This is a genomic window from Clostridium sp., from assembly GCF_036643715.1.
In the GTDB taxonomy this organism is placed as follows: domain Bacteria; phylum Bacillota; class Clostridia; order Clostridiales; family Clostridiaceae; genus Clostridium.
This window is the reverse complement of sequence record NZ_JAVXRL010000012.1, coordinates 1-16214: the sequence shown is the minus strand read 5'-3', so window position 1 is coordinate 16214 and position 16214 is coordinate 1. Positions and strand designations below refer to the sequence as shown.

Genomic DNA, 16214 nt, shown 5'->3' with positions numbered 1-16214 from the left:
TATGAATATAGAGATTTTGCATAAGGAAAGGTGATTATATGTTTATAGATAAGGCCAAAGTGTTTGTAAAATCTGGTTCAGGCGGAGGCGGAGCAGTTTCTTTCAGAAGAGAGAAGTATGTTCCACTTGGAGGACCAGATGGTGGAGATGGTGGAAAAGGCGGTAGCATCATTTTCAGAGTAGATACAGGAATAACTACCTTAATGGATTTTAAATATAAAAGAAAATTCGTAGCTGACCAAGGAGAAAACGGTGGTACATCAAAGTGCTACGGTAGAGATGGAGAAGATCTTTACATAAGAGTTCCTCTTGGAACTATAATAAGAGAGGCTTCAACTAATAAAGTTGTTTGTGACCTTTCAGAAAAAGATGACGAATATATTCTTTTAAGAGGTGGTAAAGGTGGTAAAGGGAACTGTAAGTTCTGTACACCTACAAGACAAGCGCCAAACTTCTCAGAACCAGGAATGCCTGGAGAAGAGATGGAAATAATACTAGAATTAAAATTATTAGCTGATGTTGGACTTTTAGGATTCCCGAATGTTGGTAAGTCAACATTCTTATCAATGACAACAAAAGCTAAGCCAAAGATAGCTAACTATCACTTCACAACTCTTAAGCCAAACTTAGGTGTTGTTGCAACAGAAGGAATAGAAGCATTTGTTATGGCAGATATCCCAGGAATAATTGAAGGGGCAAGTGAAGGTGTAGGCCTTGGACTTGAGTTCTTAAGACACATCGAAAGAACTAGACTTCTTATACATGTTGTTGATATATCAGGTATAGAAGGAAGAGAGCCTTTTGAAGATTTCTTAAAGATAAACGAAGAACTTAAGAAGTACTCAGTAAAACTTTGGGATAGACCTCAAATAGTTGTAGCTAATAAGACAGATTTACTTTTTGATGATTCAGTATATGATGACTTTAAGAAGAAAGTTAATGAATTAGGATACGACAAGGTATATAAAATGTCAGCAGCAACAAGAGAAGGTGTTGATGAAGTTCTTAAAGAAGCAGCTAGAATGCTTAAAGAAATTCCAATAACAGGACTTGAAATTGCAGATGAAGAGAGATATATACCAGAAGAAAAGAGATTCACATACGAAATTACAATTGAAGATGGAGAAGAAGATAACAAGTTATATATTGTTTCAGGAAGCTTCGTTGATAGATTATTAGATACTGTTAATTTATACGACATGGATTCTTTAAGATACTTCCATAAAGTATTAAAGAATAAAGGTGTAATGGATGAATTAAGAGAACTTGGAATTCAAGATGGTGACATGGTTAGACTTAACGATTTTGAATTTGAATATATATTTTAAGGAGGAAATTTATGCTAATAGGAAAACAGAGAGCTTATTTAAGAGGGCTTGCTAACGATATACAACCAATATTCCAAGTAGGAAAAAACGGAATCGAAGCTAGTTTCTTAAATCAAGTTAGAGATGCACTTGAAAAGAGAGAACTTATAAAGATAAAAGTTTTGGAAAATAGTGGATTAGAAGCTAGAGAAGCTTCAGATCATTTATGTGCTGAATTAAAATGTGAAGGCGTTCAAGCAATTGGAAGCAAGATAGTTTTATATAAAAGATCTTCAAAGAACCCAAAGATAGAAATACCAAGAAAATTTAAAAACGTAAAAAATAAATAGCATGAAAAAGTATGGGATTATTGGTGGAACCTTTGATCCTATCCACAATGCACATCTTTATATAGCTTATGAAGCGAAAGAAATTTTAGGCTTAGATAAAGTTATTTTTATACCAAACGGAAGCCCCCCACATAAGAAAGATAAAAATATTACGGGGGCTTCTTTAAGGTATAAAATGGTTTTAGAAGCTATTAAGGACTTTGAGGATTTTGAGGTTTCAAAATATGAAATTGAAAAAGAAGGATTAAGTTACACTTATGAAACTTTAGCATATCTTAAAGAAGACGATGTAGAATTGTACTTTATAACAGGTGCAGACTGCCTAGTTGATTTAGATAAATGGAAGAATGTAAGTGAGATTTTTTCTTTATGTAAATTTGTTGTTTTTACAAGACCGGGTTTCAGAGAAGAAGATTTAATTGAAGATAAAGAAAAGGCAGAAAAAAAATATAATGGAGAAATTATATTTTTAAATATATTAGATTTAGAAATTTCATCAACAGATATTAGAAAAAGAATTTCAGAAGGAAAGAGAATAGATTTTTTTTGTGCCTAGAAGGGTACTAAATTTAATAAGAAAAGAAGAAATCTATAGTGAAGGGAATAACTAATATGGAAATTACTTATATTTATGATTATTTAAGAAAAAACTTAAAAGAGAAAAGGTATATACACGTATTAGGTGTTGTATCTACTGCTAAAAAATTAGCAGAATTATATGGTGTATCAGAAGAGAAGGCAGAACTTGCAGCTCTTTGTCATGATGCAGGGAAAAACTTAACAAATGAAGAATTATTAAATATTATAGAAGAGAATAACATAAAGTTATCATTAGATGAGAAAAAAACACCAGAACTTTGGCATTCAATTGTTTCACCGATAATCGCCAAAGAAAAGTTTGATATATATGATGAAGACGTACTAGAAGCTATGAGATGGCATACAACAGGAAAGCCTGATATGACAGCGCTTCAAAAGATAATTTATATTTCTGATATGATTGAGCCTTCAAGAGTTTTTGATGGAGTTTCTATTATTAGAGAAAAAGTTTTAGAGAATTTAGACTTAGGTGTTATTCAAGGAATGGATCACACAATAAGATATCTTTTAGATAAAGGTCAAATTGTAGATAAAAATACAATTGAGGCTAGAAACTATTTAATTATTCAAAAAAATAATATTTAAGTTATTTAAAGTAGATGGGGTGTTAGTTAAATGGCGGATGATAGAAATTCTATGAATTCTTCAAGAAGAAGAAGAGCAGAACTAGATAGAGAAGAGCGTATAAGAAAAAAGAGACGTATGGCAAAGAGAAATGAAGAGCTTGATATGGGTAAAAACCCAAGGAGAAGGCTAGATTCAGAGTCAATACCACTTAATGATTCAAGAAGAAGAGTTGATAATAGAAATAGACGAATTCCATCAAGTGATGAAGGAAATCGTAGAGATAGAAGACCTTTAAAAGAAGGCAAAAAGAAGAAAAAAGGTACAATAAAAAGAATAATAAAAATAGTATTAGTAGCTTTATTAGCATTAATTGTTTTATTAGGATTTAGAATTGGAAAGCTTGTAAATAATATAAGTACAGATAATATGATAGCACCAGTTGAAGTCCCAATGGATCAAACTGTTAATATACTACTTTTAGGAATGGATGTTGGGAATATAGATAATCCAAGTGATGAATCTCAAAAGAGAACAGATACTATGATGGTTATTAATTATAATCCAACAACTAAGAAAGTTAAGATTATTTCAATTCCTAGAGATACTTTAATAACAATTAATGGACGTAACTGGAAGATGAATGCAGCCTATCCAATAGGGGGAGACCAGAGAGTAATTACAGAAGTTCAAGAACTTTTAAATATAAAGATTAATTATTTAGCAAAATTAAACTATGAAGGATTTAGAGATTTTATTGATGCTATAGGTGGCGTTGATATGAAGATTGAAAACAACATGGATTATACAGATAAATCACAAAATCTTAGAATTAAGTTTAATAAAGGTGAAGTAGCACATTTAGATGGAAAGAAAGCGGAAGAATTCTTCAGATGGAGAAAAAATAACGATGGAACAGGACTTCCAAATGGAGATATTGATAGAATTAAAAATCAACATGCATTTTTAGAGCAAGTCGTTAAGAAATGTACTAGTCCATCAATAGTATTTAGAATTCCAAAAATATTAGAATCAGTAGAAAAGAATGTTGAAACTAATATGAAGGGTAAGACAATATTTAAATATGCACTAAAAGCAGCGCTTATTAAGCCAAGTAATGTATCTATGGAGACTATAAAAGGATCAGCAAAAATGATAGATGGTCAGTCATACTTTATATTTGATAAAGCTGCAAATGATGCGCTTCTTAGAAGTTTACATGAGTCATCTGATAGTACAAAAAGTATGAGTCAATCAGATGTTAGAATTCAAATATTAAATGGAACAAAGATAAGTGGTCTTGCAGCTACTTATCAAATACAACTTAAGCAACTAGGATACACTAATGTTGATGTTGGAAACACTGATTCACTTAGAGATAAGAGTATTATAATGGTTGATGATCCTAACATAAAGAAGATGCTTAAGAAAGATTTTGATTCAATAACAGATTACGGAAGTATAGATTCGAAGTTTGCATCACCGAATTATGATGTTGTAATTGTTCTTGGAAGCGATGCAAAGAGTTACTAAATCTTTATACTAGGAGGACATAAAAATATGAGCACCTTAGAAAAAAGTGTTTCATCTAAATATGATGGACTTAAAATTAAGTTTTATTTAAAAGATGAGCTTGAATTATCATCAAGGCTTATTAAAAGAGCTTCAAAAGAGCAACGTATTTTTGTAAATAATAAAGCTATTAGAATGGACTATATTATTAAAGCTGGAGACAATGTTAAAGTTCAATTAGATAGAGAAGAAAGTCAAGATATTGCTCCAGAAAAGATGGATTTAGATATTGTATATGAAGATGAAGATATACTAGTTATAAATAAAAATCCATATATAGTGGTGCACCCAACTAAAAATTATCAAAGTGGAACATTAGCAAATGGAGTAATTAACTACTTTAATGAAACAGGTCAAAATCATATTGTAAGATTAGTTAGTAGATTAGATATGAATACTTCAGGGCTTATTGTAATTGCAAAAAATCAATATGCACATATGGTACTTCAAAAAGAGGATATAAATAAGAGGTACATTGCAATTGTTCATGGTAACTTAGAGAAGAAAGAGGGTACAATAGACCTTCCGATATATAGACCACAACCAGGAGATGGGTTTGATAGTATAAAGAGGGTTGTAGATGACAGAGGTCAAAGAAGTGTAACTCATTATAAAGTTTTAGAAAGTTTTAAAGGCGGAGACGTTGTTGAATGTTTACTTGAAACTGGAAGAACTCACCAAATAAGAGTGCATCTTTCACATTTAGGTCATCCTATATATGGAGACTTTATATATGGAAATGGTGATGAAGAGATGGATTTAATTAAAAGGCAAGCATTGCATGCTTATGGATTGAATTTTAAATCACCAAGACATGATGAGGAACTTAGCTTAAGAGCTAATCTTCCAGATGATTTTAAAAGCTTAATTGAAAAAATAAAGTAGGTTATTACAACTTACTAAAAAAGGATTTTTTTATTAATTTAAAGAAGTCCTTTTTTTATTTAAAGTAGTATATATGCTTTAATATACCTTAGAATATATTATATAAGAAATGGAGTAAGAGGTATTGTGAATAATTTTAATATTGCAAAAGAATTTATTTTAAACTCAATTAAACCGTTATCTACTGGAATAATTACATTAAAAAAGAATTCATATATACATGAACAATGCTCAGAAGTAGATAAGGTTTATATAATTACTGAGGGGATATGTGAGACAAGTATATTATCTGAAGATGGGAATGAACTGAAATGTTGGCTTTATAAAGAAGGAGATATAGTAGGTTGGAGATGTCTTCTAAATGAAAATAAAATTTCGGAATTTGGAGTTAAAGTTATTAGTGAAGAGTTAAAAGCGTATTCGGTAAGTGTAAAATCTATTGAAAATACGTTTAGAGACGATTTGGAGTTTTATAAAAACTATATGGTTTTGTATGGAAAATATAGTAAGTATATTTTAAGTAGGGAAGAAGACTTTATTTTTTATGGTAAAAAGGGTGCATTATATTCTATATTAATTAGATTATCTAATTCAATAGGAAAAAAAGTTGAGGATGGTATACTTATAGACTTTGAAATTACTAATGAAAAACTTTCTTTATTTACAGGAATATCATCTAAAGAAAGTATATGTAGAATGCTAAAAGAGTTAAAAAATAAAAAGATTATAAAAACATATAAAGGGAAAATTATTATTATGAACTTAGATTATTTAGTTTCTATTTCATTTTTAGATGAACTTGATGAAACAAATTCTTTGTTTTTAGATGAATAAAATTCTTAAAAAGTTGATTTATGTTAATGCAAACAATATAAAAATAGAATAAAATTTTATAAATATAACTATTATTTTTAGATAAACTTAAAATCGTTTATAAAATAATAGTTATATTTATTTCTTTAATTATTTCGAATAAAGGGGGGATTATGAGGCGTAATAAGAAAGAGATCTCTAATTTTCTGTTGCCATTAATAACGTCAATAGAGCATTATGAGAAAGGAGATTTTATTTATAATCAAAATGACAGTATAAATAAAATATATATTATAAAAAGTGGATTTATAAAGTTAGGTAGGAAAGTTGCAAGAAATAAATATTATAATATAGGGTTATATAAAGAGAATGAAACTTTAGGGGTTATTGGTTTGTTTGATGAAGATCCAAAATATCCAAGTGATGCACAAGTTATAAGTAAAGGTGCTAGCGTGTATGTGGTTATGAGAGAAGACATAAAAGCGGAGTTGTTTGATAATATTGAATTTTATAAGAAATGTATAAGCTTTTCTTCAAATTGGTTTTGTGATCATACATGGAAGTTATATGATATAGCAATATTAAGGAAGCGAGAGGCACTGTATACAACTATTACTCGATTAGCAAATAGTTATGGTGTTGAAACTGATGATGGTATATTAATAGATATTCAAATTACTAATGATCAATTAGCAGATTTTTCTGGAGTATCATCAAAAGAGAGTATTAATAGAATGCTTAAAGAACTAAGAGAGAGGAAAATAATAAGTATAAACAAAAAGAAAATAACAGTACATAAGTCTTTAATTGATAAAAGTGAAGATTGTTACATAAATATTTGAATTAGCGAGGAGGAGAGTAAATGGGATAATTTTTAATGGGGATTATTATATGTATTCTCTTATAGTAGTAGATATAATTATAATTGTATTAGTATATCGCTTTTTAAAAGAATGAAATAAATATAAAAAGTCTAAAAATATAATATTTTTAGACTTTTTATTTATCTTTTTAGATGGTTCCATCTTTTTTTAAAAGCTAATTTTTTACGTCTTCTTCTAACTCTAAGTATTCTTATTACTACAATTAAAATAACAACAGCTACAACGCCCATTACAATAAGAAATATAGAATTATTCTCACTAAACTCATTCATAGCAACTTCAGGAGAATAATCTCTTGAAATACCACTTACTAAGTTGACCTTTGAAATTTCACGAGCATCTACATTAATTGTGGCAGACGTTAATTCCTCATCTTTTTTTAGTGATTTCTTTGTTATATCATTAGGTAAAGAGTAGTTTAAATCTGACTTAACAGAATCGGGACTATCTATTGGTACTGTTACGTAAACATCTCTATCAATAAGCACTGGAATATTTGTGTCATCAGTAACTTTAATTTTTTCTATTTCATCACCTTTAGAAAATATTTTAACATTTTTAAAGTTGTCAAAACCATAATCTAATATTTTCGCCATATCCTCATAATTCTTATTTTTATCCTCAGCCTTCAAAAAAGTAGCAACTAAAGTTCTACCATCCTTTTCACCTGATATTGTAAAAGTATGTCTTGCGACATCTGTATAACCACTTTTACCAGCTAAGGCATATTTATAAAAATATTTTGAATTAGGATTTATTAAATAATTGTGGTTGTTCGTCCATCTTTTTTGTCCATCCAAATTACTTGGAGGAAGTTCAACTGATATAAGACGAGAAATTCTTATGTAATCTTTATTTTTTATTGCTTCTTTCATTATTAAAGCTAAATCTTGTGCTGTAGTTACATGATTTTCATCAGGTAAACCGCTTGGATTCACAAAATTTGAGCTAGTGCAACCAAGTTCTGTCGCTTTTTCATTCATCATTTTTGCAAAATTTTCTACAGAACCACCTATGTGTTCTGCCAATGCTTCAGCGCAATCATTTCCAGATTCAAGTAAAAGACCAGTTAAAAGAGTTTCTACTGTGAATTTTTCACCTTCTTTTAATCCTATGGAACTTCCTTTAGCGAAGGGGGGGTTCTTTCCTATAGTTACAACATCATTAAGTTTTGTTTTCTCTAATGTAATAAGAGCTGTCAAAACTTTAGTTGTTGAAGCTGGAAAATGTTTTGACTCTCCGTTTTTAGAGAATAAAACTTCGCCGGTAGTACCATCCATTAATATTGCAGATTCTGCATTAATTTCAGGTGGTTTACTAGGAGCTGCATTAGCACTTGTAAACGTTAAACCATAAAATATAAATAGTGAAGATAGTACTTTAATTCCAAAATTTAAAAAATTTTTCATAAATGCTCCTTTAAAAGTGAATTTTAGACGTTTTTATTTTAACAAAAAATTCTTTATTTTTCCATAGAAAATGGATAAAAAATTAAATAAATGTTAATAATTTTTAATATCGTATATAAGGAGAAGTGGAATGAGAGTCGATAAAAAGGGTATTGGACTAGTAATAATAGGTTTAATAGTAGGCGCAGTTGTGTTTACAATTTATATAACAAATGGGCGAGACACACTTAAAAAGAATGACACTGAAAGCATATTTGTTGATGAAGGTAATGAAGAAGAAGTAGTAGAAGACAGTAAATCAAAAGGTAAACCTAATAAAGAAAAAGAAGAGATACAATTAAAAGATACTAAACTTGCAGTGGATATAAAAGGTGAAGTTAAAAATCCAGGTGTTTATTACTTAAAAGAAGGAAGTATAATATTAGATTTAATAAACGAAGCTGGTGGCGTAACTGACAAAGGTAGCTTACAGTCAATAAATAGAGCTGAGAAGCTTAAAGGTAATGAATGTATTATAATTCCTAGCACTGAGGAAGAGAAGAAGTTACAAGAGAATGGAGCTATTAATAGTGCACAAGGAGCTACAGTTAATAATAGTAAGAAAGAAGATGGAAAAGTAAACATAAATACAGCAGATGAAAAAGAATTAGATACAATAAATGGAGTTGGACCATCAAAGGCTAATGCTATTATTAAATATAGAGAAGAGAATGGTCCTTTTAAATCAGTTGAGGATATAAAGAGTGTAAGTGGCTTTGGTGATGCTACATTTGAGAAGATTAAAGATTCAATTTCAGTTTAACACTTTGATAATTACATCTTATGATGTAGAATAATTATATTAAACCTTTAAAGAAGGGGTGGTTAAAGTGATTAAATTAACAAATTATGCAAAAACTGCTGGCTGAGCAGCTAAAATAGAGCCGGGTGCTCTTTCAAATATACTAAAAAGTATACCCAAAATGATAGATGAGAATTTATTAGTAGGTATAGATACATCAGATGATGGTGCTGTATATAAGTTAAGTGATGATATAGCACTAATTCAAACATTAGACTTTTTTACACCAATTGTTGATGATCCTTACACATTTGGACAGATTGCAGCTGCAAACTCTTTAAGTGATGTTTATGCAATGGGTGGAGATCCTAAAGTAGCTTTAAATATAGTATGTTTCCCCAATTGCTTAGATAAAAGTATATTAGGTGAAATACTTAGAGGTGGAGCAGATAAAGTATTAGAAGCTGGAGCAGTTGTAATTGGAGGTCATTCAGTTCAAGATGATGAACCTAAATATGGACTTTCAGTTTCAGGAGTTGTACATCCAGATAAAATACTTAAAAACTGTGGATCTAATGAAGGAGATATTTTAATAATAACTAAACCTTTAGGTACTGGTATTATAAATACTGCAGCTAAAGGGGAAATGGCATCAAAAGAAGCTTTAGATGAGGCTATTAAATGGATGTCACTTCTTAACAAGTATGCAGGAGAAGTTGTACGTAAGTATGATATTTCAGCGTGTACAGATATAACTGGTTTTGGACTTATAGGTCATGCACATGAAATGGCAGATGGATCTAATAAGACTTTTGTATTCCATAAAGAAAGTATACCTTACATAAAGGAATCAAAAGAATATGCAGACTTTGGTCTTGTGCCTCAAGGAGCGTACCAGAATAGAGCTTACATCGAAGGGCAGTATAATCTTCATGAAGATGTGAAGCCATGGCTTAGAGACATTCTATTTGATCCACAGACATCAGGTGGACTTCTTATATCTTGTAGTATTGATGAAGGAAATAAAATATTAAAAGAATTCAACGAAAAAGATATAAAAGCTTGGGTTGTTGGAAATGTAGAAGAGAAGAAAGAATATAGTATTATAGTAAAATAATTAAAAATGGAGGAATTTTTATGGAACTATTAAGAAAGTTACCGAAGGTTGATACTCTACTTAATAAAGAAGAGGTTAAAATGTATCTTAGTAGATTACCTAGAAATTTAGTTGTAGAAAAGCTTAGACTCTCCATAGACATTGTTAGAAAAAATATTTTAAAGATGGAGGATGTATCCTCCATCTTTTCTTTAGATAAAGAATGTTTAAGAGTATTTTATAAAGAAATTTCAAAGGTAGAAAATATGAATTTAAAAAGAGTAGTAAATGGAACTGGCATTGTAATACATACTAACCTTGGAAGAAGTTTATTATCGCTTAGAAGCAAAGAGGCTTTAATAGATGTTGCAAGTCATTATTCAAATTTAGAGTATGATTTAGATGAAGGTGAACGTGGGGATAGATACAGAAATGTTGTGGATTCTTTAAAATATTTAACTGGTGCAGAAGATGCGCTTGTTGTAAATAATAATGCAGCAGCTGTATTAATTACATTAAATACTTTATGTAAAGATAAAGAAGCTATAATTTCAAGAGGAGAGTTAGTTGAAATTGGAGGCTCTTTTAGAATACCAGACATAATGGAACTTAGCGGAGGAAAACTAGTTGAAGTAGGTACAACAAATAGAACTCATCTTGAAGATTATGAAAATAAAATTTCTGAAAATACAGGAGTAATATTAAAAGTACATCCATCTAATTATAAAATATTAGGGTTTACAAAAGAAGTAACAGGAAAAGAACTTAAAGTACTTGGAAGTGAACATAATATACCTTTAATTGAAGACTTAGGAAGTGGACTTATTAATAATATCATAGGATTAGAAGATGAGAGGACAGTTAAAGAATGTATTGAAGAAGGAATAGATGTAGTAACATTTAGTGGTGATAAGCTACTTGGTGGTCCACAATGCGGAATTATAGTTGGAAAGAAGGATTACATAAATAAAATAAAGAAAAACCAATTAAATAGGGCACTTAGAGTTGATAAGTTCACATTAGCAGCATTAGAAGGAACTTTAAAAGACTATATTTTAGGTAACGGATATGATATTCCAACAATAAAACTTTTAACTAGACCTATAGAACATATAGAAAAAGATATTGATTCACTTATTTTTGAGCTAGAACTGTTTAGTGAAAAATTTAAATTTGAAAAAGAAAAGGCAAGTTCTTTAGTTGGTGGAGGAGCTATGCCGCTATTTACATTAGATACTTTTATATTAAAAATAAGTTCAAACTACTTAAAAGAGAGTTCTATAGATAGATCACTTAGAGAAAACAATGTACCTATAATAACTAGAGTTAGCAAGGGTAAAGTTATTATAGATGGTAGATGCATGCTAGAAGGTGATATAGAAATAATAAGAGAAGCTTTTAAGGAGATAAATAATAAAATATGAAAACAATAATATTTGGTACATGTGGACATATAGATCATGGAAAGACATCTTTAATAAAAGCATTAACAGGAGTTGATGCAGATAGATTAGAAGAGGAAAAAAAGAGAGGAATAACAATTGATTTAGGATATGCAGATATTGTACTTCCATCTAACAGAAGAATAAGTTTTATAGATGTGCCAGGTCATGAGAAGTTCATTAAAAATATGCTTGCAGGTATAACAGGTGCAAGGAAAGTTCTATTTATTGTTGCTGCAGATGAAGGAGTAATGCCTCAAACAGTAGAGCATCTTGAAATTATAAATGGACTTAATATAGATGGTGGAATTATAGCATTAACTAAATGCGATAAATGTGATGAAGAGCTTATATCATTAGCAATTAATGATATAAGAGAAACTTTTAAAGGAACTGCCCTTGAGCATTCAAAAATTATAAAGACATCAGTTAAAACTTCTGAAGGATTAGATGAATTAAAAAGTTATTTTGAAGAAGTACTAGATAATAATGATGAATACTATAATGATGATTTATTTAGAATGGATATAGATAGAGTATTTACTATAAATGGAGCTGGGACTGTAGTTACAGGAACAATAATATCAGGAGATGTTACAGACGGTGATGAACTTATATTATATCCATCAAAGAAAAAAGTTAAAGTTCGTGGAATAGAAGCTTATGGACAAAAAGTTATCAAGGTAAAATGTGGAAAAAGATGTGGATTAAATATTTCTTCTGTTGATAAAAGTGAAATAAAGAGAGGCCATACATTAAGTAAAGATTATAAATTAGAACCATCATATATAGTTGACTGTTCTTTTAATAATACGAAGAAGAATTATAAAATAAAACATAATGAAAGAATTAGATTTTATCATGGAACAAATGAAATAATAGGTAGAGTTTATAAAGTAGATGAAGATGGACATTACATTCAAATAAGATTAGAAAAAGAAATTATATCAAAAAAGGGAGATAAGTATTACTTAAGGAGTTATTCACCTATGTACAACATTGGTGGAGGTAATATTATAAATTCAAATTCAAGTAAACTTAAGGGAGATTTAAAGGAACATTTAAACAAACTTGAATTGCTAGAGAAGGGCACTTTAGAAGAAGTTATAATTAATACTTTAAAAGAAAAAGAATTTATATATTTAAGTGAATTAGATACACTAAGTAAATATGGAGAGATCGAAGTAGAATATAAATTAATAGAACTTGAAGAAAGTAAAAAAATTACAATTATAAAAAATTGTAAGGAAAATATTATATTCTTAAGGAGCAAGTTAGATATAATAAGTAAGTACTTAGAAGACACAGTGCTAAAACACCATAAGAAAAATGCCTTAGATATTGGAATGGCAATTGAGGAACTTAGGAAAATTATACTTAAGAGAATACTCACTCCAAAGGAGTTTAGTTCTCTACTAAAAATAATAAATTCAAAAGATAAATTTATTATTTCAGATGGATTAATTTCATTAAAAAGCTTTAAAAACAGACTGAATTTAAATCAAAAGAATTTCAAAGCAGAATTATTAAAGGAATTAGAAGTTGGTTTTATATCATTAAATGTGAAAGCACTTAGTGAAAAATATAAAATAGGTAATACAGAATATTCTAAAATAATAAATTATCTTGTATTAAATAAAGAAATTTTAAAGTTAAATGATGATGTCATTATAGAAAGTAAAATATTCAACGCAGGATTACAAAAGGTAGAAACTTACTTAAAGGAACAGGGAGAAATCACACTTGGGGACTGTAGAGACATTTTAAATACAAATAGAAAAATAGCATTATCATTTCTTGAAGAATTAGATAAGCGTAAAATTACAAAAAGAGTTGAAAATAGGCGTGTAAGATTGTAAAAATGGTAGTATGAGTGTTATAATTAAAGAATATGAAGAAATTTAACTAACTAGGGGTTATTTTAGGAGGTAACAATAATGATTAAAAAAGCCATAGGAGTACTAATTGCAACTACAGTATTATTTTCATTAGCAGGTTGTGGAAATAAGAAGGAAACAAAAAGTGAAGATAAGTCAAACACAAAAGTTGAACTTAATATAGATAATCAAGAACAGTTTAAGGATTTAAAAGGAGATTGGATCAGAGACTTTACATATGATGATTTTAATAAAAGTGCAAATGATTTAATGGTTAAAGTTGAAGATACAACAAAAGGATTTGGATTAGATTATCAAAAAGATGAAAAAGTTGAGCAAATTGAAGGAAATACAGCTAATGTAAAATCAATCTACTTAGATAATAAAAATCCAGAAAATAATAAATTAGAGAGCTTACAATTTGAATCACAACTTATAGGTAATGCTCAGCAATATGGAAGAATTCAAATGAAACTTTCATTAAAGTTTGATGGAGCAGGTGCTATAAAGGATAATAACTTTAACCTTGGAGACACTTCAATTGCTAAGTATGCTGAAATAATGACAAATACTAAAGATAGAGATTATAAAGATATAAATAACAAAATTATGGATATAATTAAAAGTGATAAATCAGAAGGGGTAGTAAAAGATTCTATAAATGGATTAGAAGAAGAGTTTGCTGTAAGTAAAGATTATATAGTATATACTCTATCAACTAAGATTTATGAATTTACAAAGGCTCCTAGTGAAGGTGTAAAATAAAATTTTAGGAGGATCATCATGAGTAACAAGGATGGTATGGATATGAATAAAAAGGATGATAATATTACAGAAGAAGTATTAGAAAATAATGATTTAGTAGAGGAATTTCTAGAAGAAGACATAGTTGAAGAAAATAATGAACCTGAAAAAGTAATAGAAGAAATTGATATTAAACCATCTTTTTTAAAAAGATTACTTGCAAGTTTATTAGACCAAGCAATACTAATAGGGGTGGCTGCTCTTTTATTAGTTGTATTTAACTTCTTAATAGGATTTATAGGGTTTATGGTAGCAATGCCATCACCAATGCTTCTAATATTCTTTGGAGTACTAAATGTATTTTATATTCCTGTATTTGAAAGAAAGAACAGAAGAACTATCGGTAAGAGAATATTAGCAATCGGATAAAATTAATAACATTATAAAATGAAGTGATAGGAGAAACATACAGTGAGAAGAGGAAATGAAATAACAGTTAAGATTGAAAGAACTGAATTCCCATCAGTTGGAATATCAAGTTTTGATGGTAAGAAAATTTATGTTAAGAACGCTTTCCCAGGTGAGACAGTGAAAGGGAGAGTTAAAAAAAAGAGAACTGATTATGCAGATTTAAAACTTATTGAAGTTTTAGAAAAAGCACCTTACGAAATTGAAGCAAAGTGTCCTCATTTTGGAATATGTGGTGGATGTTCATCACAACATTTAACTTATGAAAAGCAATTAGAGTTCTTAGGTGATGAAGTTCTAGAATTATTTAAAGATGCTGATGTTACAACAGGAGAATATGAAGGTGTTGTTGGAAGTATAGATCAGTTTGGATATAGAAATAAGATGGAGTTCACTTTTGGTGATGAACATAAAGGTGGAGAACTTTGTCTTGGAATGCATATGAGAAATCAAAGCTTTGGTATCGTAACAGTTAATAAGTGTATGCTTGTTGATGAAGATTTTAGAAAAGTTATTGATGCAACTGTTGATTACTTTAGAGGAAAGGATCTTCCTTATTATAGAGTAATGAAAAGAGAAGGATATTTAAGACACTTAGTTATAAGAAAAGCTAAAAATACTGGAGAACTTCTAGTTAACTTAGTTACAACAACTCAAATTGATTTTGATTTAACTGAGTGGGAAAATATTATAAAAGGTTTAGATTTTGAAGGTGATTTAGTTTCTATCCTTCACACAGAAAATGATTCTTTATCAGATGCTGTAATACCAGAGAAGGTTAATGTTCTTTTTGGTAAGGATCATATAATGGAAGAACTTTTAGGATTAAAGTTTAAAATATCACCATTCTCATTCTTCCAAACTAATACTAAAGGAGCAGGAGAGCTTTATAGTATTGTTAGAGAATTTATGGGTAATTCTGATAATAAGGTAGTATTTGACCTTTACTGTGGTACTGGAACTATAGGTCAAATTGTTGCACCAAAGGCTAAGAAAGTTATTGGACTTGAGCTTATTGAAGAAGCAGTTGAAGCTGCTAAGGAAAATGCTAAGTTAAATGGTCTTGATAATTGTACTTTCATTGCTGGAGATGTAGCTGAAACTATTAAGGAAGTTAAGGATAAGCCAGATATTATAATTTTAGATCCACCAAGAAGTGGAGTTAGTCCTAAAGCTTTAGATTATGTTGTTAAGTTTAATGCTAAGGAAATTGTTTATGTTTCATGTAACCCTAAGACTTTAGTTGAAAATTTAAAGGATCTTATGGCTCATGGATATAAGATAGAGAGAACAAGAATTAAGGATATGTTCCCAAATACTCCTCACGGTGAGGTAGTGGTTAAGTTAACAAAGAGCTAAGCGATGCCGTTAACTTTTTACCACTACCCATGCAAGGGTTCACCAAGAATTCGAGCCTAGCGA

15 protein-coding genes and 1 pseudogene are annotated in these 16214 nt (G+C 29.4%); 15 read left to right on the top strand and 1 reads right to left on the bottom strand.

Annotated features, from left to right (window positions below):
- The first annotated feature begins 38 nt into the window (after positions 1-38).
- The 8 genes and pseudogenes from obgE (at position 39) to RSF37_RS05250 (ending at position 6933) form a co-directional block, all read left to right on the top strand.
- Positions 39-1328, top strand: coding sequence for a GTPase ObgE (obgE, locus tag RSF37_RS05285; protein ID WP_332563356.1), 1290 nt, complete (start codon positions 39-41; stop codon positions 1326-1328).
- A gap of 11 nt (positions 1329-1339) precedes the next feature.
- Entirely contained in the window at positions 1340-1657 is a 318-nt protein-coding gene (locus tag RSF37_RS05280; protein ID WP_332563355.1) for a YhbY family RNA-binding protein, read from the top strand.
- A gap of 1 nt (position 1658) precedes the next feature.
- Positions 1659-2268: pseudogene (nadD, locus tag RSF37_RS05275) on the top strand (nicotinate-nucleotide adenylyltransferase).
- A 1-nt stretch (position 2269) separates the two neighbouring features.
- Positions 2270-2842 (top strand): bis(5'-nucleosyl)-tetraphosphatase (symmetrical) YqeK, encoded by a 573-nt coding sequence (gene yqeK, locus RSF37_RS05270; RefSeq protein WP_332563354.1) that lies wholly within the window; start codon positions 2270-2272, stop codon positions 2840-2842.
- A 30-nt stretch (positions 2843-2872) separates the two neighbouring features.
- On the top strand, positions 2873-4354 hold the full coding sequence (locus RSF37_RS05265) for an LCP family protein (protein WP_332563353.1): 1482 nt from the start codon (positions 2873-2875) through the stop codon (positions 4352-4354).
- A gap of 27 nt (positions 4355-4381) precedes the next feature.
- A complete protein-coding gene (locus RSF37_RS05260; protein WP_332563352.1) occupies positions 4382-5278 on the top strand; it encodes an RluA family pseudouridine synthase in 897 nt (298 codons plus the stop codon).
- A 126-nt stretch (positions 5279-5404) separates the two neighbouring features.
- Entirely contained in the window at positions 5405-6112 is a 708-nt protein-coding gene (locus RSF37_RS05255) for a Crp/Fnr family transcriptional regulator (protein ID WP_332563351.1), read from the top strand.
- Between the two features lie 152 nt (positions 6113-6264).
- Complete coding sequence (locus RSF37_RS05250; RefSeq protein WP_332563350.1) at positions 6265-6933, top strand: Crp/Fnr family transcriptional regulator; 669 nt, start codon at positions 6265-6267, stop codon at positions 6931-6933.
- A 161-nt stretch (positions 6934-7094) separates the two neighbouring features.
- On the opposite strand, the gene RSF37_RS05245 is transcribed toward RSF37_RS05250, so the two are convergent.
- The gene (locus tag RSF37_RS05245; protein ID WP_332563349.1) at positions 7095-8384 is read right to left on the bottom strand and encodes a D-alanyl-D-alanine carboxypeptidase family protein; all 1290 of its coding nucleotides are present in this window, start codon (positions 8382-8384) and stop codon (positions 7095-7097) included.
- Positions 8385-8514: 130 nt separating this feature from the next.
- On the opposite strand from RSF37_RS05245, the gene RSF37_RS05240 reads away from it, so the two are divergent.
- From RSF37_RS05240 to rlmD, 7 genes are all read left to right on the top strand, one after another.
- Positions 8515-9186, top strand: a complete 672-nt coding sequence (locus tag RSF37_RS05240) for a helix-hairpin-helix domain-containing protein (protein WP_332563348.1) — start codon at positions 8515-8517, stop codon at positions 9184-9186.
- Between the two features lie 58 nt (positions 9187-9244).
- Complete coding sequence (gene selD, locus RSF37_RS05235; RefSeq protein WP_332563347.1) at positions 9245-10282, top strand: selenide, water dikinase SelD; 1038 nt, start codon at positions 9245-9247, stop codon at positions 10280-10282.
- Between the two features lie 20 nt (positions 10283-10302).
- The gene (selA, locus tag RSF37_RS05230) at positions 10303-11685 is read left to right on the top strand and encodes an L-seryl-tRNA(Sec) selenium transferase (protein ID WP_332563346.1); all 1383 of its coding nucleotides are present in this window, start codon (positions 10303-10305) and stop codon (positions 11683-11685) included.
- Positions 11682-13562: a selenocysteine-specific translation elongation factor gene (selB, locus tag RSF37_RS05225; protein WP_332563345.1), complete on the top strand. Its 1881-nt coding sequence runs from the start codon at positions 11682-11684 to the stop codon at positions 13560-13562. The genes selA and selB overlap by 4 nt, the downstream gene beginning before the upstream one ends.
- 78 nt (positions 13563-13640) lie before the next feature.
- A complete protein-coding gene (locus RSF37_RS05220) occupies positions 13641-14345 on the top strand; it encodes a hypothetical protein (protein ID WP_332563344.1) in 705 nt (234 codons plus the stop codon).
- Positions 14346-14363: 18 nt separating this feature from the next.
- Positions 14364-14753 carry an RDD family protein gene (locus RSF37_RS05215; protein ID WP_332563343.1) on the top strand — a complete coding sequence of 130 codons (390 nt, stop codon included), beginning with the start codon at positions 14364-14366 and terminating at the stop codon, positions 14751-14753.
- A 42-nt stretch (positions 14754-14795) separates the two neighbouring features.
- Complete coding sequence (gene rlmD, locus RSF37_RS05210; protein WP_332563342.1) at positions 14796-16151, top strand: 23S rRNA (uracil(1939)-C(5))-methyltransferase RlmD; 1356 nt, start codon at positions 14796-14798, stop codon at positions 16149-16151.
- Positions 16152-16214: the final 63 nt, after the last annotated feature.